The 21,364-nt window shown below is 71.7% G+C and carries 16 protein-coding genes and 1 pseudogene; 6 read left to right on the forward strand and 11 right to left on the reverse strand.

Annotated features, from left to right (window positions below; genetic code table 11):
* Positions 1 to 54 precede the first annotated feature (54 nt).
* Together ABZ646_RS00005 and ABZ646_RS00010 are read left to right on the forward strand one after the other, a co-directional pair.
* A pseudogene (locus tag ABZ646_RS00005) lies at positions 55 to 854 on the forward strand (Na+/galactose cotransporter); the annotation flags it as partial.
* A 38-nt stretch (positions 855 to 892) separates the two neighbouring features.
* Positions 893 to 1,225, forward strand: a complete 333-nt coding sequence (locus tag ABZ646_RS00010) for a hypothetical protein (protein WP_360511246.1) — start codon at positions 893 to 895, stop codon at positions 1,223 to 1,225.
* 58 nt (positions 1,226 to 1,283) lie between these two features.
* Here ABZ646_RS00010 and ABZ646_RS00015 read toward each other — a convergent pair whose 3' ends face one another.
* The 5 genes from ABZ646_RS00015 to ABZ646_RS00035 form a co-directional block, all read right to left on the reverse strand.
* Entirely contained in the window at positions 1,284 to 1,976 is a 693-nt protein-coding gene (locus ABZ646_RS00015; RefSeq protein ID WP_360511248.1) for a LuxR C-terminal-related transcriptional regulator, read from the reverse strand.
* A 233-nt stretch (positions 1,977 to 2,209) separates the two neighbouring features.
* Positions 2,210 to 3,982, reverse strand: a complete 1,773-nt coding sequence (locus tag ABZ646_RS00020) for a PQQ-binding-like beta-propeller repeat protein (RefSeq protein ID WP_360511250.1) — start codon at positions 3,980 to 3,982, stop codon at positions 2,210 to 2,212.
* Positions 3,983 to 4,062: 80 nt separating this feature from the next.
* A complete protein-coding gene (locus tag ABZ646_RS00025; protein ID WP_360511252.1) occupies positions 4,063 to 5,853 on the reverse strand; it encodes a PQQ-binding-like beta-propeller repeat protein in 1,791 nt (596 codons plus the stop codon).
* 256 nt (positions 5,854 to 6,109) lie between these two features.
* Positions 6,110 to 7,912, reverse strand: coding sequence for an ABC-F family ATP-binding cassette domain-containing protein (locus tag ABZ646_RS00030; protein ID WP_360511254.1), 1,803 nt, complete (start codon positions 7,910 to 7,912; stop codon positions 6,110 to 6,112).
* A gap of 90 nt (positions 7,913 to 8,002) precedes the next feature.
* Complete coding sequence (locus ABZ646_RS00035; protein ID WP_360511256.1) at positions 8,003 to 8,953, reverse strand: SDR family NAD(P)-dependent oxidoreductase; 951 nt, start codon at positions 8,951 to 8,953, stop codon at positions 8,003 to 8,005.
* A gap of 241 nt (positions 8,954 to 9,194) precedes the next feature.
* On the opposite strand from ABZ646_RS00035, the gene ABZ646_RS00040 reads away from it, so the two are divergent.
* The gene (locus ABZ646_RS00040) at positions 9,195 to 9,458 is read left to right on the forward strand and encodes a hypothetical protein (protein ID WP_360511258.1); all 264 of its coding nucleotides are present in this window, start codon (positions 9,195 to 9,197) and stop codon (positions 9,456 to 9,458) included.
* A gap of 66 nt (positions 9,459 to 9,524) precedes the next feature.
* On the opposite strand, the gene ABZ646_RS00045 is transcribed toward ABZ646_RS00040, so the two are convergent.
* The 6 genes from ABZ646_RS00045 to rsmI form a co-directional block, all read right to left on the reverse strand.
* Positions 9,525 to 10,490 carry a 4-(cytidine 5'-diphospho)-2-C-methyl-D-erythritol kinase gene (locus ABZ646_RS00045; RefSeq protein ID WP_360511259.1) on the reverse strand — a complete coding sequence of 322 codons (966 nt, stop codon included), beginning with the start codon at positions 10,488 to 10,490 and terminating at the stop codon, positions 9,525 to 9,527.
* Complete coding sequence (rsmA, locus tag ABZ646_RS00050; protein WP_360511261.1) at positions 10,487 to 11,395, reverse strand: 16S rRNA (adenine(1518)-N(6)/adenine(1519)-N(6))-dimethyltransferase RsmA; 909 nt, start codon at positions 11,393 to 11,395, stop codon at positions 10,487 to 10,489. The genes ABZ646_RS00045 and rsmA overlap by 4 nt, the downstream gene beginning before the upstream one ends.
* 39 nt (positions 11,396 to 11,434) lie before the next feature.
* Entirely contained in the window at positions 11,435 to 12,856 is a 1,422-nt protein-coding gene (locus ABZ646_RS00055) for a ubiquitin-like domain-containing protein (RefSeq protein ID WP_360511353.1), read from the reverse strand.
* Between the two features lie 412 nt (positions 12,857 to 13,268).
* Positions 13,269 to 14,177, reverse strand: a complete 909-nt coding sequence (locus tag ABZ646_RS00060; RefSeq protein ID WP_360511263.1) for a TatD family hydrolase — start codon at positions 14,175 to 14,177, stop codon at positions 13,269 to 13,271.
* A 46-nt stretch (positions 14,178 to 14,223) separates the two neighbouring features.
* Positions 14,224 to 14,664: a hypothetical protein gene (locus ABZ646_RS00065; protein ID WP_360511266.1), complete on the reverse strand. Its 441-nt coding sequence runs from the start codon at positions 14,662 to 14,664 to the stop codon at positions 14,224 to 14,226.
* Between the two features lie 449 nt (positions 14,665 to 15,113).
* Positions 15,114 to 15,962 (reverse strand): 16S rRNA (cytidine(1402)-2'-O)-methyltransferase, encoded by an 849-nt coding sequence (gene rsmI / locus ABZ646_RS00070; RefSeq protein ID WP_360511268.1) that lies wholly within the window; start codon positions 15,960 to 15,962, stop codon positions 15,114 to 15,116.
* 95 nt (positions 15,963 to 16,057) lie between these two features.
* Here rsmI and ABZ646_RS00075 point away from each other — a divergent pair, with 95 nt between their 5' ends.
* The 3 genes from ABZ646_RS00075 to ABZ646_RS00085 all read left to right on the forward strand — a co-directional run bounded on the left by ABZ646_RS00075 (position 16,058) and on the right by ABZ646_RS00085 (position 21,361).
* A complete protein-coding gene (locus ABZ646_RS00075) occupies positions 16,058 to 17,836 on the forward strand; it encodes a phospholipid carrier-dependent glycosyltransferase (protein WP_360511270.1) in 1,779 nt (592 codons plus the stop codon).
* Between the two features lie 140 nt (positions 17,837 to 17,976).
* Positions 17,977 to 19,587, forward strand: coding sequence for a penicillin-binding transpeptidase domain-containing protein (locus ABZ646_RS00080; RefSeq protein WP_360511272.1), 1,611 nt, complete (start codon positions 17,977 to 17,979; stop codon positions 19,585 to 19,587).
* A 103-nt stretch (positions 19,588 to 19,690) separates the two neighbouring features.
* On the forward strand, positions 19,691 to 21,361 hold the full coding sequence (locus ABZ646_RS00085; protein WP_360511274.1) for a penicillin-binding transpeptidase domain-containing protein: 1,671 nt from the start codon (positions 19,691 to 19,693) through the stop codon (positions 21,359 to 21,361).
* The last annotated feature ends 3 nt before the right edge of the window (positions 21,362 to 21,364 follow it).

The raw sequence follows: 21,364 nt of genomic DNA on the forward strand, positions 1-21,364 counted from the left end.
CACGCGATCGGGAACCGCCCCAAGGGCATCATCGCCAACCCGAACTGCACCACGATGGCCGCGATGCCGGTCCTGAATTCCTGGTGATGATCCCGGGGCTGGTCGCCGCCGCGCTGGTGCCGAACATCGGGACCGCGAAGTCCGGCCTCCAGTACAACGACGCGATCCCGTACCTCATGTCGCAGCTGCTGCCCAACGGGGTGCTCGGCATCGCGGTGACCGGTCTGCTGGCGGCCTTCATGGCGGGCATGGCCGCCAACGTGTCGTCCTTCAACACGGTGTTCACCACCGACATCTGGGCGAAGTACGTGGTGAAGGGCCGCGAGGACGGCTACTACGTGCGCTTCGGGCGGCTGATCACCGCGATCGGCGTCTGCGCGTCCATCGGGACGGCGTTCCTCGCGTCGTCGTTCTCGAACATCATGAGCTACCTCCAGACGCTGTTCTCCTTCTTCAACGTGCCGATGTTCGTCGTCTTCATCGTCGGCATGTTCTGGAAGCGCGCCTCGGCGAAATCCGGCTTCTGGGGGCTGCTCGCGGGGACCGTGACCGCGATGGTCAACTACTTCGTCCTCTACAAGCGGCACATCATCGACATCCCCACCGACCAGGGCGCCAACTTCGTCTCCGCGATCGCCGGGTTCGTCGCCGGTGCGGTGGTGATGGTGATCGTGTCCCTGTTCACCGCGCCGAAGCCGGAGGCGGAGCTGGCAGGGCTCGTCTACGGCACGAGCTCCCCCGGCATGGCCGAGCCGCCCGCGCCCGGGGACGAGGCCTGGTACCGGCGGCCGGCGCTGCTGGGCTGGGGGGCGGTGGTCCTCGCGGCCCTCTGCTACATCCCGTTCTCGTTCTGACCGCCGTCGCTGGAGAATGAAGGAAGGAGAGAGAGACCATGACCGACGACTTCGGGCGCCCGGAGCGCACCGGGTTCCACTACTCCGAGCAGGACGTCCAGCGCGAGGTCACCGAGCTGGAGGGGCGGTCCACGACCGCCGCGCGGATCTTCGACCTGCGGCGGATCATCGGTGGGCTGTTCGTGCTGTACGGGATCATCGTGACGATCACCGGGATCACGGACTCGCAGGCCGAGATCGACAAGGCACAGGGGATCAACATCAACCTGTGGACGGGGATCGGGATGCTGTTGCTGGGGGTGTTCTTTCTGGTGTGGCTGTGGGTGCGGCCGACGCCTCCTCCGGTACCTCCGGAGGAACCGAAGGAGTAAGGGCGGATCGTGTGTCGTCTGCGGGTGCGTGGGGGCTGGTCGCGCACTCCCCGCGCCCCTAAAGGGGCGCCTGGGTGCCGCCGTTGAGAGGGCCGGCCCTGTCCAGCAGGCCTGTTCGGGCTGCCAGGGCCGCCGCTTCCAGGCGGGAGCCCACGCCCAGTTTCATCAGGACCCGCTGGACGTGGGTGCGGGCTGTGCTGGGGGCGATGCCCATGCCGGCGGCGATGAGGCGGGTGTCCTCGCCGTCGGCCACCCGGACCAGGACCTCGACCTCCCTCGGGGTGAGTATCTGCAGGAGGCGCTGGCCCTCGTCGTCGGGCTGGGCGGCGGGGTTGAGGAGCTCGCTGAACGCACCCTGGAGGAGGGCGGGCGCCACCGCTGCCTCGCCGGACCTCGCCTTCATGATGGCGCGCTCCACGCCCTCTATCCGCTCGTCGTGCCGTACGTACCCGGAGGCGCCCGCGGCGAAGGCCGCCGCGATGCCCCGCGGGGACGGCACCGGGCCCAGCACCAGCACCGCGACCTGCGGGCGCTCCTTCTTGATCCGCACCACCGGGTCGAAGATGCCCGGCTCGGCGGGGGTCGCCGTGCCCAGCAGGCACACCTCGGGCGCCCGTGTGATCACCAGCTCGGCCGCGCCCGCCGCCGGTGCCGCCGCCGCGAGCACCCGGTGGCCGCGCAGCTTCAGCGCAGACGCCAGCGCCTCGGCGAGCAACCGGTGGTCGTCGACCACCATGAGCCGCACTCCCATAGAGCAACCCCCCAGTCCCCCCAATGGATGCCCCACTATGGATGCCCACTGGTCCGCATGGACAGAGGCCCCCCGGCACCCCGTCCTTTCATGCCCCCGGAAGCTACACGCTTGTTCGACGTTGCGCTGCCCCTACTGATGAGAAGTGCCCCGGATCGGAGGAATCTCAGGCTTTTCTCGTATTCGCGGGTGAAGAGCGGGTGTGGTGCGGTAAGCACCCACTTGACCTGGCCTCAGCCTCCCGCGCCGAACGCGGTGACCAGGTACTCCTTCCCCGACGTCGACGAACCGACGGCGTGGGCGTACACCGCGGACAGGTAGAGCCGGCCCTGCGAGTAGAGGGCCTCCGCGTACTGCGGTGACATGCTGGTCTCCACCGCCTTGACCGCGGTGCTCACCGGATTCTCCAGCAGCCTGGTCTCCTTGAACGAGCCACCGTCGATACTGACGACCTGAGCACCCTTGTTGTACGGGGCGCTCTTGTACGCGATCACATTGGTGCCGTCCATGCGCAGTGGTGTGATCGTGTAGTTGTTGCCGGCGTCGGCGCGCTGGCCCGTCTGCTCGCCGGTGGCGAGGTCGAAGGCGACGATCTCGTTGGTCTTCGCGTAGGCCCCGCTGCCGTCGTGCTCCTCGGTGGCCAGGTACAGCCGGTCGTTGCCGACGACCACGCCCTTGCACTTCTCCACCTCGTAGATGCCGTCGCAGCGGACCGCGTACGAGCTGCCCGGCGTGGAGATCCGGGTGCGCAGCTTCCCGGTGGCGTTGTCGATGGAGAAGACGTCGGAGAAGCCGCTGCCGTCGCCCGCGCTGTCGTTGACGTCGGCGGCCACCACGAGCGGGTCGGTCGACACGATGCTGGCGTATTCGATGCCCGAGGTCATCTTGTACTCGGACACCACCTTGCCGGAGACCGGGTCGATGGTCTGGATGTGCAGCTGGGCCGAGTCGCCGCTGCCGCACCTGCGGACCGCGACCAGTCTGGTGCCGCCGCCGTAACCGGCGTCGTAACAGGTGTCGGTCGACTTCGGCTGCCAGCGCACCTTGCCGGTGGCCAGGTCGAAGGCGGCGCCGCCGCTGGTGCCGCCGACCGCGACGGTCTGCCGGGCGACCGTCACGTTGTTGAAGTTGACCGGAACGTCACCGGACTTGACGGACTTGGTCCACAGCTTCTTGCCGGCTTTGAGATCGATCGCGGCGACCTGGGAGCACCCCGCGCTGGAGCCCTTGGGGGGCGTCTTCGGCTGGAAGACGATCGCGGTCCTGCCGTCGGTGCTGACGTGGCCGGTGGCGTAGCAGACCGGGCCGGGCAGCGGGACCGTCCACAGCGTTGCGCCCGAGTCGGGGTCGTAGCCGGTGATCCCGGCGACGCCGGTCTTCGCGTACACCTCGTCGGTGAGCCAGGAGCCCGCGGTGACCGTGGTGTCGTTCGCCGCGGGCATCGGCACCTGGAAGAGGACCTTGGAGGTGGGGTCGGCGGGGACCTTCTCGGTGCCCTTGCCGCCGCCGGTCTTCCGGCCGCCGGTGCTGCCGCCCGTGGAGTTCGCGGTGTCGTCCTTCTTGCCGTCGCCGCCGGAGGACCTGGCGTACCAGATGCCCCCGCCGACGATCAGCGCGATGGCGACGACCGCGGCGGTGACGATGAGCAGCACGGCGTTGTTCCGGCCGGGACCGGAGGGTCCGGGACCGGGGCCGGGGCCACCGGGCTGGAACGGGTGGCCCGGGTGGCCCGGGTGGCCCGGGTGGCCGCCGGGGTAGCCGTAACCGGGCTGCTGGGCGTAGGGGTTGCCGGCCGTGGGGGGCTGGGCGGGGTAGCCGTAGCCGGGGGTGGCGGGCTGGGCCGGCTGCTGGGGGTAGCCGTAACCGGGCTGCGGGGCGGGGGGCTGCTGCGGATAGCCGTAGCCCGGTTGCGGGACGGGTGGACCGGGCGGCGGTTGCGGCGGGTTCGCGGGGGCGCCGAAACCGGGCTGCTGCGGGGGCTGGTTGGGCGGGGGCGGTTGGGTCATGACGGGGCTACCTCGGGGGACGGCACGCGGGCGGGCGGCTGGGGACGGCGCTGACAGGTGGACGGCACGGGGCGGCCCGCTCAGTTGCCGAAGGCCATCATCAGCTTCTCCTTCGCCTGGTCACTGCCGGTCAGCCGGGTGGAGGAGACGTAGAAGCGGCCGTCGACCCAGTCGACCGCGCCGTCGTAGAAGCCGTCCTCGATGTCGGCGGTGTGCTGCGGGTTCTGCAGCAGCCTGGCCGGGGTGTGGGTGGCGCCGCTGGTCGGGATCGACACGACCCGGCCGCCGGCGTCGTACGACGGCCGTACGTAGGCGACGAGCCTGCCGCCCTCGACCTTGACGGGGGACATCGACTCGTCCGTCGGGGACTTCACCCGCCACTTCGCCTTGCCGTCGGTGAGGCTGATCGCGACGATCTCGTTGGCGCCGCCGCTCACGTCCGTCGGCAGGTAGAGGGTGTCGGCGTCGACGGCGACGCCCTGGCAGCCCTGGAGGTCGCTGTCGAGGAGCGCCCAGCCGCACTGGGGGGCGAACTTCTCGTCGACCTTGACCTCCGAGCGGAACGTGCCCTTGCCGTCCAGCGTCGAGATGTTCCAGGCGTTCTTGTCCTCGTTGGTCATGTAGACCACGAGCGGGTCGACGGAGTAGGTCCGCCCCACCTTCCAGCCCTTCTTGACCGGCCGCGTCCACTTCACCTTGCCGGTGGCCGGTTCGAGCTCCGAGATCTCGTCGTGCTCGTTGCTGCCGCCGGCGCCGCAGGACGCCACCTCGACCAGCCGGTCCGTGCCGCCCGCGAAGCCCGACGGGAAGCAGGCCGCGCCGTACTTCTCCTTGTCGTACAGCTTCCTGCCGCTGCCGAGGTCGTAGGCCGTGCCCGACTGGGAACGGCCCACCATCAGTGTCTTTCCGCTGATCGTCAGCTCGATGCTGAGGGCGCTGTCGAACAGTCCGCCGTCGGCGACGGTCGCGGTCCAGCCCTTGCGGCCCGTGTCCAGGTCGATCTCCTGGAGCTGGTTGCACTTGGCCCGGTCGCTGGTGCCGCTCATGGAGGCCACGACGACCTTGTCGTCCGCGGACTTGGCGGAGGTGACCGCGCAGATCTTCTGCGGGAACGTGATCGGGCCCCACGCCGGATCGCCGTTGCCCACCTTGTAGGCGAAGACCTGCTTGTACGCCGCCTTGACCGCCGTCTTCCCGGTGATCCACATGCCGGGGGCGTCGGCGCCGTTCGCCGGTGCGTCGGGGGCCGACTTGTACCAGAGCACCTTGGCCTCGCCGGACTTGCGGCCCTCGTTGAGGTTCTCCGGGTCGGCACCGCCGTTGCCGCTGCCGTCGCCCGGATCGACCGGTTCGGCGGACGTCCCGGGTGCCTGCGACGGGTGGGCGACCGGCTTCTTGCCGCCGTTCCCGCCGCCGGTCACGGCGTACACCGTGCCCCCGACGACCAACAGCCCGGCCACCACAGCTGCGACGACCAGCGCGGGCTTCCCCTTGAAGGGACCGCCGCCCGGGTACTGCGGCGGCTGCTGGGGATGGCCGTAGCCGGACTGCGGGGCCGTGGGCGGCTGCGGATAGCCGTAGGGACCGGGCGCGGCGTACGGGCCGGCCGGCTGGCCGTAGGGGCCGGGCTGTTGGCCGTAGGGGCCGGGCTGCCCGGCGTGCGTGCCGGGCTGCTGCGGGTAGCCGTAGCCCGGCTGGGGCGGCTGGGCAGGGGGCGGCGGGGTGCCGGGGGCGCCCGGAGGGGTGCCCTGGGGCGCGCCGAAACCCCCCTGCGCGGGCGGTTGTTGCGGAGCGCCGAAGCCACCGGCCGGTGGCTGGCCCTGTGGTGGTCCGAAGCCGCCCTGCGGCGGCTGGTTCGGTGGCTGAGTCATCAGCGCTCTTCCCCCGTTCACTGATTTTTAGCCACGTCCCGGGACCCTCGGCGGGCTCAGGACGTTCTCAGACTGCTCTCAGACCGACCTTTCTATCACCCGGCACCGACAGGCCCCGGGGCCGTCTCTCCCGCCGTTCCCAAGGCAGAACCGCCCCGTGATGCCACCGTTACGCGCCTTCACGCCCCCTTCACCGGGCGCACGCAAGGGGGTTGTGCGCCCGGGAGTGCGCGGCTGATTCGCGCCGGTGGAAGTGCTACGCGTCCTCCGCCAACTCCAGCCAGGACAGCTCCAGTTCCTCGCGCTCACCGCTCAGGACCCGCAGCTGGGCGTCCAGTTCGGCGACCTTGGTGAAGTCCGTGGCGTTCGCGGCGATCTGGTCGTGGAGCTTGCTCTCCTTCTCGGAGATGCGGTCCAACTGGCGCTCGATCTTCTGGAGTTCCTTCTTGGCGGCGCGCTGGTCGGCGGCGCTGCGCTCGGCCGAGGGCGCCTTCGGGGCGACGGCGGTGGCGGCCACCGCCTCCTCCATGCGCTGCCTGCGCTCCAGGTACTCGTCGATGCCGCGCGGCAGCATCCGCAGGGTGGCGTCGCCGAGCAGGGCGAAGACGCGGTCGGTGGTGCGCTCCACGAAGAACCGGTCGTGGGAGATGACGATCATCGAGCCGGGCCAGCCGTCGAGGACGTCCTCCAGCTGGGTGAGGGTCTCGATGTCGAGGTCGTTGGTGGGCTCGTCGAGGAAGAGGACGTTCGGCTCGTCCATGAGGAGGCGCAGCAGCTGGAGGCGGCGGCGTTCGCCGCCGGAGAGGTCGCCGACCGGCGTCCACTGCTTCTCCTTGCTGAAGCCGAACGTCTCGCACAGCTGACCTGCGGTCATCTCGCGCCCCTTGCCGAGGTCGACGCGCTCGCGGACCTGCTGGACCGCCTCCAGGACCCGGGTGTTCGGGTTGAGCTCGGCGACCTCCTGGGACAGGTAGGCGAGCTTGACGGTCCTGCCGACGGCGACCCGGCCGCCCGCCGGCTGCGCCTCGCCGTCGGTCCGCGCGGCCTCGGCCATGGCGCGCAGCAGCGAGGTCTTGCCCGCGCCGTTGACGCCGACCAGGCCGATGCGGTCGCCGGGACCGAGCTGCCAGGTGACGTGCTTGAGCAGCACCTTGGGGCCGGCCTGGACGGTCACGTCCTCCAGGTCGAAGACGGTCTTGCCGAGCCGGGAGGAGGCGAACTTCATCAGCTCGGAGCTGTCGCGCGGCGGCGGCACGTCCTTGATCAGCTCGTTGGCGGCCTCGACCCGGAAACGCGGCTTCGAGGTACGGGCGGGGGCGCCCCGGCGCAGCCAGGCCAGCTCCTTGCGGACCAGGTTCTGCCGCTTGGTCTCCTCGGTGGCCGCGATCCGCTCGCGCTCGGCGCGGGCGAAGACGTAGTCGGAGTAGCCGCCCTCGTACTCGTAGACGGCGCCGCGCTGCACGTCCCACATGCGGGTGCAGACCTGGTCGAGGAACCAGCGGTCGTGGGTGACGCAGACCAGCGCCGAGCGGCGCTCGCGCAGGTGCCTGGCCAGCCAGGAGATGCCCTCGACGTCGAGGTGGTTGGTGGGCTCGTCCAGGACGAGCAGGTCCTGCTCCTCGATGAGCAGCTTGGCGAGCGCGATGCGCCGCCGCTCACCGCCGGACAGCGGGCCGATCACGGTGTCCAGGCCCTTGGGGAAGCCCGGCAGGTCCAGTCCCCCGAAGAGGCCGGTGAGGACGTCCCTGACCTTGGCGTTGCCGGCCCATTCGTGGTCGGCCATGTCGCCGATCACCTCGTGCCGCACGGTGGCGGCCGGGTCGAGGGAGTCGTGCTGGGTGAGGACGCCGCTGCGCAGTCCGCCGGAGTGCGTGACCCGTCCGGTGTCGGCCTCCTCCAGCTTGGCGAGCATCCGGATGAGAGTGGTCTTGCCGTCGCCGTTGCGGCCCACCACTCCGATGCGGTCGCCCTCCGACACGCCGAGCGAGACGCCGTCCAGCAGGGCACGGGTGCCGTAGACCTTGCTGACGTTCTCGACATTGACCAGGTTGACGGCCATTTCACTCCTGCGCACGGGGACGGTCAGCCTCCCAGCGTAATGCGCGCGGGGAGGCCGTCCGGCCGGGAGCCGCTTTCCGCCCGCCCGCGGCTAGCCGATGGCGGTGACGGGATCGGTGCCGGTCAGGTCGCGGCTGGCGGCCCACAGCCGGGCCGCGGTGCCGGTGTCGGCGAGGTGGTCCCACAGGGGTTCGGGGCGTGGCTCGCCGCGCAGGCCGAAGACGCGCGGGCCCCAGAGCAGGCCGCCGCGTACGGCCGGGTCGAGCACCGCCCGGACCGCGGGCCACGCGCCCGCGTGCTTGCCCTGGAGGAGGAGGGCGGCGGGTGCCGCGCCCAGCCGCGCACCGGCCGTCCGCACGTGCACGGGCGGCCGTGCGGGGGTGAGGGAGTCCAGCGCGCCGCCGGGATGGACCACCACGCTCGCCACCGTGCTGCCGGCGGCACGCAGGCGGCGGTCGAGTTCGACGCCGAAGTACATCTGCGCCAGTTTGGAGCGCCCGTAGGTGCGTTTGGGCCGGTAGTCCCTCCGGGACTGGAGGTCGTCCAGGTCGAGCCGCTCGGACTTCGCCGCGAAGCTGCCCGTCGTCACGACGCGGGCCGCGGGCGCGGCCGACAGCAACGGCATCAGCCACCGGGTCAGCGCGAAGTGCCCGAGGTGGTTCGTGCCGAACATGAGCTCGTGACCGTCCCCGGTCTCCTGGCGCGGGGGGTCGTCGAGCGCGACGCCGGCGTTGTGGACCACCGCGTCGAGACGACCCGGCTCCAGCGACTCCACCGTTTCCCGGAGCGAGGAGAGGTCGGCGAGGTCCATCCGTACCGCCCGCACCCGCGCGCCGGCGACACGCGCGCGTATCGAGGCCATGGCGTCCTCGGCCCTCGCCGGACTCCGGCTGCCGAGCACGACGGTCGCCCCGGTGGCCGCCAGCTGCTCCGCGACGAAGTAGCCGATGCCGGCGTTGCCGCCGGTGACCAGGAAGACGCTGCCGTCGGCGCGCGGCAGGCGGTGGACGTTCCAGGGCGGGGTGGAGGATGCGGACGACATGGCGACGGGGCTCCCTTGCCGGTGAGGACGGCTGCGGCTGACTGCCGGGCAACTCGGTCCCCACGGTTCCAGCGGCCGCCGACACGTCGCCTACAGATCACCTACAGTCCGGCCCGGCGGCCCGACAGGGCTCAGGGCAGCCAAAAAGACAAAGGGGGAGAAATTAGTGCAGATCTCGCGAATGGGCCAGGGGCTGGGGGTTACTCCGATACGTGATCCCGTACAGAACGGAGACAGCCCTATGGTGATCAAGAAGCTTCACGACATGGGCGTTCGCAGCGAGCACGCCTACCTGGCCGGCCTGGCGTCGATCGGGCTGAGCTTCGCCTCCTGGCTGACCAGCCTCCAGGCCGAGCGGGCCGGTGTGGAACGCGCCGACCGCTGGGGCATTTTCGTCGGCGAGTGGGCGCCCACCTTCATCGGTCTGGGTCTCGCCCTGTCCCACTACGAGCAGCAGGAGGGCACGCTGAGCGGATCCCTGCACGCCGTACGCCAGGCCGGTTGACCGGCACACCCTCCCAGGTGCGGTCCGGCCAGCGCCGGGCCGCGCGGGGGTGGGCGGCGCCGGGGCTCACGCGCCGACGGGGGAGCCCGGATCCTGCGTCGAGGCCTTCGTCGGGGTCTGCGCCGGCGCCTTCGTCGGGGTGAGCACCCGCGCACCCGGCGCGGGGGACGCCGCCGTGCGTACCGTGCGGCAGGTGCCGGAGGCGCGGAGGGCCTCGGACACCTCTGCCGCCGTCCCGGCGTCGCGGACGAGGAACGCCGTCGTGGGCCCGGAGCCGGAGACCAGCGCGGCGAGGGCACCGGCCGCCCTGCCGGTGTCGAGGGTGGCCGCGAGTTCCGGGAAGAGGGAGAGCGCGGCGGGCTGGAGGTCGTTGGAGACGGCGGCGGCGAGCGCGTCCGGGTCCCCCTTGGCGAGCGCGTGGAGGAGGTCGTCGGAGGCGACGGGCTCGGGGATGTCGTGCCCGTCGGCGAGCCGGTCGAACTCGCGGAAGACGGCCGGGGTGGACAGCCCGCGCCCGGCCATCGCGAACACCCAGTGGAAGGTGGAGCCGACTTCGAGGGCGGTGAGGCGTTCGCCGCGGCCGGTGCCCAGCGCGGCGCCGCCGATCAGGCTGAACGGCACATCGCTGCCCAGCTCGGCGCAGATGGCGAGGAGTTCGGCGCGGGAGGCGCCGGCCTGCCAGAGCTCGTTGCACGCGAACAGCGCGCCCGCCCCGTCGGCGCTCCCCCCGGCCATGCCGCCGGCGACCGGGATGTCCTTGACGATGTGGATGTGCACGGCCGGTTCGATGCCCCGGCGCGCGGCGAGGGCGAGTGCGGCGCGCGCGGCGAGGTTGGTGCGGTCCAGGGGGACCTGGTCGGCGTCCGGGCCCTCGCAGGTGATGCGCAGCTCGTCGGCGGGGGTGACCGTGACCTCGTCGTACAGGCCGACGGCGAGGAAGACGTTGGCGAGGTCGTGGAAGCCGTCGGGGCGGGCGGCGCCGACCGCGAGCTGGACGTTGACCTTGGCGGGCACGCGTACGGTGACGCTCACTTGCCGGACTCCTCTGCCTGGGGCTCGGGGGACGCCTCGCGGTCCACGGTCGCGGCCTCGGCGATTCTCGCGAACTGCGCCACCGTCAGCGACTCCCCGCGTGCCTGCGGCGAGACACCGGCCGCGACCAGGGCCGCCTCGGCGTTCGCCGCGGACCCGGCCCAGCCGGCGAGCGCCGCCCGCAGGGTCTTGCGCCGTTGCGCGAACGCCGCGTCGACGACCGCGAAGACCTCTTTCCTGGACGCCTTCGTCTGCAGCGGCTCGGCGCGCCGGACGAGGGAGACCAGCCCGCTGTCGACGTTCGGCGCGGGCCAGAAGACGTTGCGGCCGATGGCGCCGGCGCGCTTCACCTCGGCGTACCAGTTGGCCTTGACGGAGGGCACGCCGTACACCTTGTTGCCGGGTGCGGCGGCGAGCCGGTCGGCGACCTCGGACTGCACCATCACCAGCGTCCGCTCGATGCTCGGGAAGGTCTCCAGCATGTGCAGCAGGACGGGGACGGCGACGTTGTAGGGGAGGTTCGCGACGAGCGCGGTCGGCGGGGGCCCCGGCAGCTCGGCGACGTGCATCGCGTCGGAGTGGACCAGCGCGAAGCGGTCCGCGCGCGCCGGCATGCGCGCCGTGATCGTCGCGGGCAGGGCGCTCGCCAGGACGTCGTCGATCTCGACGGCGGTGACCCGGTCGGCGACCTCCAGGAGGGCGAGGGTGAGGGACCCGAGCCCGGGCCCGACCTCGACGACGACGTCGTCCGGGCGGACCCCGGCGGTGCGGACGATACGGCGGACCGTGTTGGCGTCGATCACGAAGTTCTGGCCGCGCTGCTTGGTGGGGCGTACACCGAGTGCTGCCGCGAGCTCACGGATGTCGGCGGGGCCGAGGAGGGCGTCGGGGGTGGGGCTGCTCACGGGACAAGGGTACGGGCCGCCGGGGACGACTCCCGCCGGTCACCCGTGCAGCCGGGCCCCGCAGTGCGGCCAGGGGGTGGAGCCGCGGCTCACGTAGAGCTTCTTCGCCCGGAACGTCTGCTCGTCGGCCGGGGCGTCCTGCGGACGGCCGCTGCCGCCGAGGCTGTGCCAGGTGTGGGTGTCGAACTGGTACAGCCCTCCGTACGTCCCTGAGGGGTCCACCGCGTGGGCGCGGCCACCGGACTCGCAGACGGCGAGACCGTGCCAGTCCAGGCCGTCGGCGCCCTTGACCGAGTCGGGGTGCGGCTTGGTGCCCACCTTCACGAGCTGCGCGGTCGGTTCGCGCACCAGCTCGGACCACTCGCGGTGCGGCTTCTGCCGGACCCCGTTGACGGTCCGCAGGTAGTAGGTGACGCGCCGCAGGCCGGGCTGCCCGGCCCGCTCGATCACCTCGGTGCCCTTGAACAGGCTCGGGTCCTGGGTCCGCCGCACCTCGAACGGGATCACCTCCTCGCGCACCTCCTTGCTGCCCGCGACGCGCAGCACGGTCACGGTCTGCCCGTCACGCGGGAAGCCGGTCCGCGGCACGGAGGTGGTGTCCTGGCCGTGCAGGGTGATGCCGGCCTCCTCGACGGCCTCGCCGACGGTCGCGGCGTTGGTGCGGATGGTGCGGGTCCGGCCGTCCGCGAGGACGGTGACGGTGCGCTCGGTGCGGACGTCGAGCGCCAGGCCGGCGCGTCCGATGCTCTGGGAGCGTGAGGCCGACAGGTACGCGCCCTCGGCGCGCACGCCCAGCTGCCTGAGCGCCCCGTCGACCGTGCGTGCCGTCGTCCACACCTCGCGCGGTTCGCCGTCCAAGGTGAGCCGTACGGGGCGGCCGTAGCGCACCGCGACCTCGTCGCCGCTGGCCAGGGCGGTGCCGGGGGCGGGCGCCACCACGTCGTGCACGCCCACGGGTACGCCCTGCTCGACCAGCAGGCCTGTGACGTCGTCGGCGAACGTGTGCAGGGTGCGCGGCCTGCCGTCGACGGTCAGTTCGACCGCCTTGTCCTTGGCGAGGAAGGCGGTGGTGCCGCCGGCGAGGAACACGACCACCAGCGCCTGGGGCAGCAGGCGGCGGACGGCTGACTCCGGCCGCTGTCCGTATCGCGCCCTGCGCCGGCGTGCGGCACGCCGGCCGCCCACGGCGTGCGCACCCGCCTCCCGCACCTCGCCCTGCGGCCCGCGTCCGCCGTGCCGCGCGGACGCCGGCTCGCTCGCGTACGCGCGGGCCGCCGCCTGCCGGCCGTCCGCCTGCACCTGGGCCTGGGCCTGGGCCTGCGCGCGTGCCTGCGCCCGCCCCTGCGCCGCCGACGCCGACGGGACCGCCCCGGCCGCCATCTCGTAGGCGGGCCGGTAGGTGTCGCCGACGCCGTAGGTCAGGCCGTATCCGAGCGTCTCGGCGTCGTACATCGCCTGCATGCCCTGTGCGCCGTGCACGCCCTGCGCGCCGACCACCCCCGGCGCCCCATGGCCGCCATACGTGCCATAGGCACCGTGTACGCCGTGGGCGCTGTGCGCCCCAGGCGTGCCGTAGGCACCGTGCTCCCCGTGCCCGCCCCACGCGCCGGGGGCCCGGAAGTCCCCCTGCGCCGGGGGTGCGCCGACGGCGCCGTGCGCCCCCGGCATGCCGTAGGGGTCGTACGCCTTTGGCGTCTCGTACTGCGATGCGCTCACGCCGACACGCTCCAGAGGGCCAGACGGGTCCGGATCGGGCCCCCAGAACCTAGCGGAGCTCCCGTCACTCTCCAAAGCGGCGCGACTACGCACGGTCGCCACCCGACCGAAGCCGCAACCCCGCGGTCGTTACACGTCAGTTATGATCGATATACCCTCAGTAGCCAAAGGCGCGGGCGGTGTTGGCGCCCAGGGCCGTCGCCAGCGCGTCCTCGTCGATCCCCCGTACCGCGGCCATCGCGCGCACCGTGACCGGAATGAGATACGGGGCGTTGGGCCGTCCGCGGTACGGCGCCGGGGTCAGGAAGGGCGCGTCGGTCTCCACCAGGAGGAGTTCGAGGGGGGCCACCGCCACCGCGTCCCGCAGGTTCTGGGCGTTCTTGAAGGTGACGTTGCCGGCGAAGGACATGAAGTAGCCCTCGCGGGCGCACTCCTCGGCCATCCCGGCGTCCCCGGAGTAGCAGTGGAAGACGGTCCGCTCCGGGGCGCCCTCCTCCTTGAGGACCCGCAGGACGTCGGCGTGGGCGTCGCGGTCGTGGATGACGAGGGTCCTGCCGTGCCGCTTGGCGATCTCGATGTGCGCACGGAAGGAACGCTCCTGCGCGGCCATGCCCTCGGGTCCGGTGCGGAAGTGGTCGAGGCCGGTCTCGCCGACGCCCCGCACCTGGGGCAGCCCGGCCAGCCGGTCGATCTCGGCCAGCGCCTCGTCCAGCGCGGCGTCACCGCCCGCCGTGCGGGCGCCCTGCCGCGACCGCTCACCCCCAGGGTCACCGTGCACGATGCGCGGGGCCTCGTTCGGGTGCAGCGCCACGGTCGCGTGGACGCTGTCGTGGGCGGCCGCGGTGTCGACGGCCCAGCGTGAGCCCTTGAGGTCGCAGCCGACCTGGACGACCGTCGTCACCCCCACCGACGCGGCCTTCGCGAGGGCCTCCTCGACGGTGCCGGACTGCATGTCGAGATGGGTGTGGGAGTCGGCGACCGGTACCCGGAGGGGTTCCGGCAGCGGCGGAGCCGCGTTCTTGTCGGACGTACCGGAGGCGCCGGTACCGGCGGCGTTCGAAGGCATGCCCCGATCCTACGGAAGGGGCATGCCCCGCCGGACCCGCGCCCGGTCAGCTCGCCTTGCGCTGGAACGGATGCAGGAGATCGGACAGGTGCCAGTGGTGGTCCGCCCCGACCCGTGCGGAGGCCTCCGTCGCCGCCGCCTCGGGTCCGGGCTCCGTGCCGTCCTCCCCGGCCGGCCGGGGCTGCGGCGGCCGGTGCTGCTGCGCCCGGTGGGCCGCGTTCTGCACCGACGAGACCTGCCCCGCGCGCATGATCCGCACGACCTGACCGTCGCAGTTCTGGCACGCGGGCCGGCTCAGCGGGGACGGCACCACATGGCCGTTCGCCACATACATGACGAACTCGTGGTTGTCGGCGTCCGTGTGGTGCTCTATCTCGTACGACTGCTCCCAGCCGTGCCCGCAGCGCATGCAGGCGAAGGAATACGACTCGTGGACGACGGCTGCGGCCGCACCGCGGAGGCCGGTCTGCCCTGCGATCTCACTCATGCCAGCTCCTCTTGTCCGCTGGACAAGCACCCCCGGCGCGGGATTCCCCCCGGAATCCCATGGGGGTGAGGGACGGGTGCGTCCCTGCTGACCAGTGGACGCCTTCACCGGCGCGAATGCAGCAGGGCTGTCGAGTGTTGGAGGCGATTTGGACTCCACTTGCCGAATCGGCCTCGGGAAGGGGGGATTGCCTTTGCCTTTCCCCGCCCAGCTTTACCCTCCTGTGGGGCGCGCGCTCAGAGGAGATGCCCCCTGCTCAGAGGACACATCTGCGCAGGTCAGGGGCGCACGCTCAAAGGAGAGGCGTCGCGCTCGAAGATCAGGAGCGCCCCCCTGGAACGCCGGTCGCCGAGGCGCCCCTCCAGAAGCGCGGGGAACTGCGCGACCAGCCCCCACCGCCCCGCGGAAGACTGCACAAAAGCAATCACGCGGCGCTACGGAACCCGACCTCACCCCTCCGCACGCTTCGCTGCGACCACGGCGTCGAAAACGACCCGCTTCGGAATTCCCGCCTCCACCGCCACCGCCGCGATCGCCTCCTTGCGCCGCTCCCCGGCCTCCTCCCGCACCCGCACCCGCCGCACCAGCTCCGCCGCGTCCAGTTCCTCGGGCCCCCGCTCCGGCGCGCCCTCCACCACCACGGTGATCTCGCCGCGCACGCCCTCGGCGGCCCACACCGCCAGCTCGGCCAGCGGGCCGCGGCGCACCTCCTCGTACGTCTTGGTCAGCTCACGACAGACGGCGGCCCGGCGTTCGGCCCCGAAGACCTCGGCCATGGCGGCGAGGGTGTCGTCGAGGCGGTGGGGGGCCTCGAAGTAGACGAGGGTGCGGCGCTCCTCGGCGACCTCCTGGAGCCGGGAGCGGCGCTCACCGGCCTTGCGGGGCAGGAAGCCCTCGAAGCAGAACCGGTCGACGGGCAGTCCGGAGAGCGCGAGCGCGGTGAGCACCGCGGACGGCCCCGGGACAGCGGTGACGCGGATCTCCTTCGCCACGGCCGCGGCGACCAGCCGGTAGCCGGGGTCGGAGACGGAGGGCATCCCGGCGTCGGTCACGAGCAGCACGCGCGCGCCGCCGACCAGTTCCTCGACCAGTTCGGGCGTGCGGGCGGCCTCGTTGCCCTCGAAGTACGACACCACGCGGCCCTTGGGCGTGACACCGAGCGCCTGGGTGAGCCACCGCAGCCGCCGGGTGTCCTCGGCCGCGATGACGTCGGCGCCGGTCAGCTCGGCCGCGAGCCGGGGCGGCGCGTCCGCGACGTCGCCGATGGGGGTGCCTGCGAGGACAAGGGTTCCAGTCACTCCCCCATCCTCCCAGCCCGGGCCGATCGCAAAGGAACCCACCGTGAAGACCCATTGCACGGGACTCACACAGAACGGTTCCCTACGATGGCGCGGTGACCAGTACCGCGTCCTCCACGGACACCCGGCAGGACCAGGCGGCGCTCGACCAGCGGCCGGCGTGGCAGCAGCGGCTGCGCCGGTTCGGCTACCCGCAGAGCCCGGCGCGCACGGCGCACATCGCCGACGGCAGAGGCACCGAGGGCGCCGGTGTCGTCGACCGTCTGGTGCCGCCGTACGCCGAGCCCGGTTCGCGGCTGTGGCTCGCCCTGGGTGTGCCCCCGGTGCTCGCCGACCGGATCACGCGGTGGTCGGCGTGGGGCGGCCCGCTCCTGGTGACGCTGATGGCGGGTCTGCTGCGGTTCTGGAACCTGGGCAGCCCGAAGGCGGTGATATTCGACGAGACGTACTACGCGAAGGACGCCTGGGCACTCGTCCACCGCGGCTTCGAGGTCAACTGGGACAAGAACGCCAACGACCTGATCCTGCAGTCGAACGGCCACCTGACCATCCCGGCGGACGCGGCGTACGTCGTGCACCCGCCGGTCGGCAAGTACGTCATCGGGCTCGGTGAGCTGATCTTCGGCTTCAACCCGTTCGGCTGGCGCTTCATGACGGCGCTGCTGGGCACGCTCAGCGTGCTGCTGCTGTGCCGGATCGGGCGCCGGTTGTTCCGCTCGACGTTCCTGGGCTGCCTCGCGGGCGCGCTCATGGCGGTGGACGGCCTGCACTTCGTGATGAGCCGCACCTCGCTGCTCGACGGGGTGCTGATGTTCTTCGTACTGGCCGCGTTCGGCTGTCTGGTCGTCGACCGGGACAGGTCGCGGGCGAAGCTCGCCGCCGCGCTGCCGCCGGACGCGGACGGCCGGATCCGTCCCGACGCCCGCGTGGCCGACGGTTTCCGCTTCGGCTGGCGCCCCTGGCGGTGGGCCGCCGGCCTGCTGCTCGGGCTCGCGATCGGCACCAAGTGGAACGGGCTGTACGTGCTGGCCGCGTTCTGCGTGATGGCACTGTTGTGGGACGTGGGCGCCCGCCGGGTGGCCGGTGCCGCGCACCCGTACCGGGCGGTCCTGACGCACGACACGGGGATCACGTTCCTGGCGACGGTCCCGGTGGCGATCGCCGTCTACCTGACGTCCTGGATCGGCTGGATCCTCTCCCCCACCGACGGCACCGGCGGCTACTTCCGCAACTGGGCGGCCGGCGACGGCAAGGGCGGCAACTGGACGTTCCTGCCCGACTGGCTGCGCAGCCTGTGGCACTACGAGCACGAGGTGTACCTGTTCCACATCGGCCTGTCGTCGCCGCACACGTACATGTCGAACCCGTGGTCCTGGATCGTGCTGGGCCGCCCGGTGTCGTACTACTACGAGTCGCCGTCCCCCGGTGCGGACGGCTGCCCGTCGGACGCCGGTGAGAAGTGCGCCCGTGAGGTGCTCGCGATCGGCACGCCGCTGCTGTGGTGGGCGGCCTGTTTCGCGATCGCCTACGTCCTGTGGCGCTGGGCCTTCCGCCGGGACTGGCGGGCCGGCGCCGTCGCCTGCGGCATCGCGGCCGGTTACCTGCCCTGGTTCATGTACCAGGAGCGCACGATCTTCCTCTTCTACGCCGTCGTCTTCGTGCCGTTCCTGTGTCTGGCGGTGGCGATGATGATCGGCGCGATCATCGGCCCGCCGGGCTCCAGCGACACCCGCAGGCTGGTCGGCGCCTCCGGTGCGGGCGTCCTGGTGCTGCTGATCGCGTGGAACTTCATCTACTTCTGGCCCCTGTACACGGGCACGGCGATCCCCATCGACTCCTGGCGTTCACGGATGTGGCTGGACACCTGGGTCTGAGACACATCCCTGATCTCCATTCGGACAACAATCGGTCAACCCCTGCCACAGGGGCCCCACAACGACCTACAGTGCGAGTCACAGCCAGTTTTTGAACGCGTTCATAAAATGCGGCAGAAGCACGGGGAGGGACTCGCGCCATGCGCAAGGGGGTCAAGGCGGCCATCGTCGGCAGCGTCTGCACCGTCGTGGTGGGCGGGGCGGGCTACGGCGCGTACAACGTGCTGTCGGCACTCAGGGGCGACAGCACACCGACCGTCCGGACCGGGCCGCCCACCAAGGACGAGATCAAGGACACCACGCAGAAGTTCTTCACGGCGTGGGAGCAGGGCCGGTCGGTGAGCGCCGCGTCGTTCACGAACAACTCCGCCGACGCCGAACCGGTCCTCACCTCCTTCAGCGCCACCGCGCACATCAAGGACGTGCACATCACACCCGGCACGGCCCACGGCGCCACCGTGCCGTTCGGCGTCAGGGCGACCGTGACCTACGGCGGGAAGTCGAAACCGCTCGCCTACAAGAGCTCCCTGCGGATCGTGCGCGGCGAGACCACGCACCGCGCGCTCGTCGACTGGCAGCCCTCCGTGGTCCATCCGCAGCTGCGGCGCGGCGACACCCTGGCCACCGGTGAGGCCGCGAGCCCGCCGATCGAGGCCGTCGACCGCGAGGGCAAGGTCCTCACCAAGGACACGTACCCGTCGCTCGGCCCGGTCCTGGACGAGCTGCGCAGCCGGTACGGCGACAAGGCGGGCGGCACCCCGGGCGTGGAGCTGGTCATCCGGCACGCTTCCCAGGAGGCCGCCGACACCACGCTCCTGACCCTCACCGAGGGCAGGGCGGGCAAGCTGCGCACGACGCTCGACGCGCGCGTGCAGGCCGCCGCCGAGACGGCGGTGACGAAGTACGCCGAGTCCTCCGTGGTGGCCGTCAAGCCGAGCACCGGCGAGGTGCTCGCGGTCGCCAACAACCGCGTGGACGGCTTCAACGCGGCCTTCCTCGGCGAGCTGGCGCCCGGCTCCACCATGAAGATCATCAGCGCCGCCACCCTCATCGACACCGGCCTGACGACCTCGACCGGCCCGGCGCCCTGTCCGCCGACGGCGACCTGGCAGAGCCAGACGTTCAGCAACCTCAAGGGACTTCAGCCGGACGAGAAGGCCACCCTCGCGGACAGCTTCGCGCGCTCCTGCAACACGGCGTTCGTGAAGTACGCGGACTCGGTCCAGGTGGACTCGCTCACCAAGGAGGCCGAGGACCGCTTCGGGCTCGGGAGGAACGACTGGAAGGTCGGCATCCCCAGCTTCGACGGCCGGGTGCCCGCCTCCGGCGGCCCGGACACCGCGGCCAACCTGATCGGCCAGGGCCAGGTGCAGATGAGTCCGCTGAACATGGCCTCCGTCGCGGCGACCGCGATGACGGGCACCTTCCGGCAGCCGGTGCTCGTCTCCCAGAAGCTGGACGGGCGTGAACTGGCCACCGCCAAGGGCCTGTCGGCCGGTACGACCGCACAGCTGCGCGCCATGATGAACCGCACCGCGACCAGCGGCACCGCGGCCGGTGTGATGCGCGGGCTGAGCGGCAGCATCGGCGCCAAGACGGGTTCGGCGGAGGTCGACGGGCAGTCCAAGTCGAACAGCTGGTTCGCCGGTTACCGCAACGACGTGGCCGCCGCGGCCATGACCCAGGACGGCGGGCACGGCATCGACGCGGCCGGTCCGATTGTCGCGAGTGTGCTACGGATCGGTGGCTGACGTCACTCCCACAGGGCGGGACTCTAGGCTGATGCAGTCGTTGGGGAGCGTGAGGGCTACGGGGCGGCGGGGACCCTGGGGAAGTGCGCGGAGGAACTGAGCTGTGGGCAAGAGAAGGCGCGTCGCCGAGCGGCGGAAGAAGAGACCCGCCGTCATCGGCGGAGTGATCGCCGTCGTCGTCGGCGCCGCCGGGTTCGGCGGCTACGCGCTGTACGACGGCGGGGCCGCCGCGGACGCGGCCTCCGGCACCGCCGACCACAAGGACGTCAGGACCGGCCCGCTGTCGGCGACCGAGGTGCAGACGACGGCCAGGACCTTCCTGGCCTCCTGGCAGCAGGGCAGGACCACCCGGGCCGCCGCCGTCACGGACGACCCCGCGGCCTGCGTCAGGCTGCTCACCGGCTACGGCAAGGACGCCCACATCAAGGACGTCACCCTCACCGAGGGCGCCCGCACGGGCGCGAAGGTGCCGTTCTCGGTGAAGGCGACGGTGTCCTACAAGGGCGTCAGCAAACCGCTTTCGTACAACTCCTCCTTCACCGTCGTCCGGCGCAAGAGCGACGGCAAGCCGCTGGTCGACTGGCACGCCGCCGTCGTCCACCCCGACCTCCAGGACGGCGACACCCTGGTCACCGGCGAGTCCGGCACCCCGCCCGTCACCGCCCTGGACCGCGACGGCGGGAAGATCACCACCGCCGAGTACCCGTCGCTGGGTCCGGTCCTCGACGGACTGCGGGAGAAGTTCGGCAAGAAGGCCGGCGGCAAGGCGGGCGTCGAACTGCGCGTGGTGCGCGGCAAGGCGTCCGAGAAGGCGAAGCTCTCCGACAAGACGCTGGTCGAGCTCAGCAAGGGCACCCCGGGCACGGTGAAGACCACCCTCAGCCCGACCCTCCAGGCGGCCGCCGAGAAGCAGGTCATGACCCGGAAGAACGCCTCGGTCGTCATGGTGCGCCCCTCGACCGGCGAGATCCTCGCGGTCGCCAACTCCGGCCACGGCTTCAACGTCGCCTTCCAGGGCTCCCTGGCGCCCGGCTCCACCATGAAGATCATCACCTCGACGATGCTCTTCGAGAAGAACCTGATCACCCCGGACGCGTCGCACCCCTGCCCGAAGACGTACAAGCTCGCCGGGTGGACCTTCCACAACGACGACGACTCCGAGATCAAGAAGGGCACGTTCAAGCTGAGCTTCGGCGCCTCCTGCAACAACGCCTTCATCAACTTCGCGCCCAAGCTCTCCGACAGCGACCTGACCACCGAGGCCCAGCAGGTCTACGGCCTCGGCATGAACAACTGGGCCATCGGCGTGCCGACCTTCGACGGCTCGGTCCCGGTGCAGAGCGGCGCGCAGATGGGCGCCTCGCTGATCGGTCAGGGCGGGGTGCGGATGAACCCGCTGAACATGGCGTCGGTGGCGGCCACCGTCGAGACCGGCACCTTCCACCAGCCGTACCTGGTCGCGCCGAGCGTCGACAACCGGACGCTCGCGAAGGCCTCGCGCACGATGTCCGCGAAGACCCAGTCCGAGCTGAAGGAGGTCATGTCCTACACGGCGGCGTACGGCACGGCGGCCAAGGCGATGGCGGGGCTCGGGCCGGACTACGGCGCCAAGACGGGCTCTGCGGAGGTCGACGGGCAGAAGAAGCCGAACGGCTGGTTCACCGCCTACAAGGGCGACCTGGCGGCCGCGGGCGTGGTCCAGGCCGGCGGCCACGGCGGCGACACGGCGGGTCCGATCGTGGCGGCGCTGCTGAAGCTGGGATCGTCCCTGTAGGGC

The sequence above is a fragment of the Streptomyces sp. NPDC007162 genome, assembly GCF_040634175.1.
GTDB lineage: Bacteria > Actinomycetota > Actinomycetes > Streptomycetales > Streptomycetaceae > Streptomyces.

Excerpts from the sequence above, each read along its gene's own strand:
- ABZ646_RS00010 (WP_360511246.1), top strand. The coding sequence starts at position 893 with ATGACCGACGACTTCGGGCGCCCGGAGCGCACCGGGTTCCACTACTCC.
- ABZ646_RS00015 (WP_360511248.1), bottom strand. The coding sequence starts at position 1,976 with ATGGGAGTGCGGCTCATGGTGGTCGACGACCACCGGTTGCTCGCCGAG.
- ABZ646_RS00020 (WP_360511250.1), bottom strand. The coding sequence starts at position 3,982 with ATGACCCAACCGCCCCCGCCCAACCAGCCCCCGCAGCAGCCCGGTTTC.
- ABZ646_RS00025 (WP_360511252.1), bottom strand. The coding sequence starts at position 5,853 with ATGACTCAGCCACCGAACCAGCCGCCGCAGGGCGGCTTCGGACCACCA.
- ABZ646_RS00030 (WP_360511254.1), bottom strand. The coding sequence starts at position 7,912 with ATGGCCGTCAACCTGGTCAATGTCGAGAACGTCAGCAAGGTCTACGGC.
- ABZ646_RS00035 (WP_360511256.1), bottom strand. The coding sequence starts at position 8,953 with ATGTCGTCCGCATCCTCCACCCCGCCCTGGAACGTCCACCGCCTGCCG.
- ABZ646_RS00040 (WP_360511258.1), top strand. The coding sequence starts at position 9,195 with ATGGTGATCAAGAAGCTTCACGACATGGGCGTTCGCAGCGAGCACGCC.
- ABZ646_RS00055 (WP_360511353.1), bottom strand. The coding sequence starts at position 12,856 with ATGCAGGCGATGTACGACGCCGAGACGCTCGGATACGGCCTGACCTAC.
- ABZ646_RS00060 (WP_360511263.1), bottom strand. The coding sequence starts at position 14,177 with ATGCCTTCGAACGCCGCCGGTACCGGCGCCTCCGGTACGTCCGACAAG.
- ABZ646_RS00065 (WP_360511266.1), bottom strand. The coding sequence starts at position 14,664 with ATGAGTGAGATCGCAGGGCAGACCGGCCTCCGCGGTGCGGCCGCAGCC.
- ABZ646_RS00080 (WP_360511272.1), top strand. The coding sequence starts at position 17,977 with ATGCGCAAGGGGGTCAAGGCGGCCATCGTCGGCAGCGTCTGCACCGTC.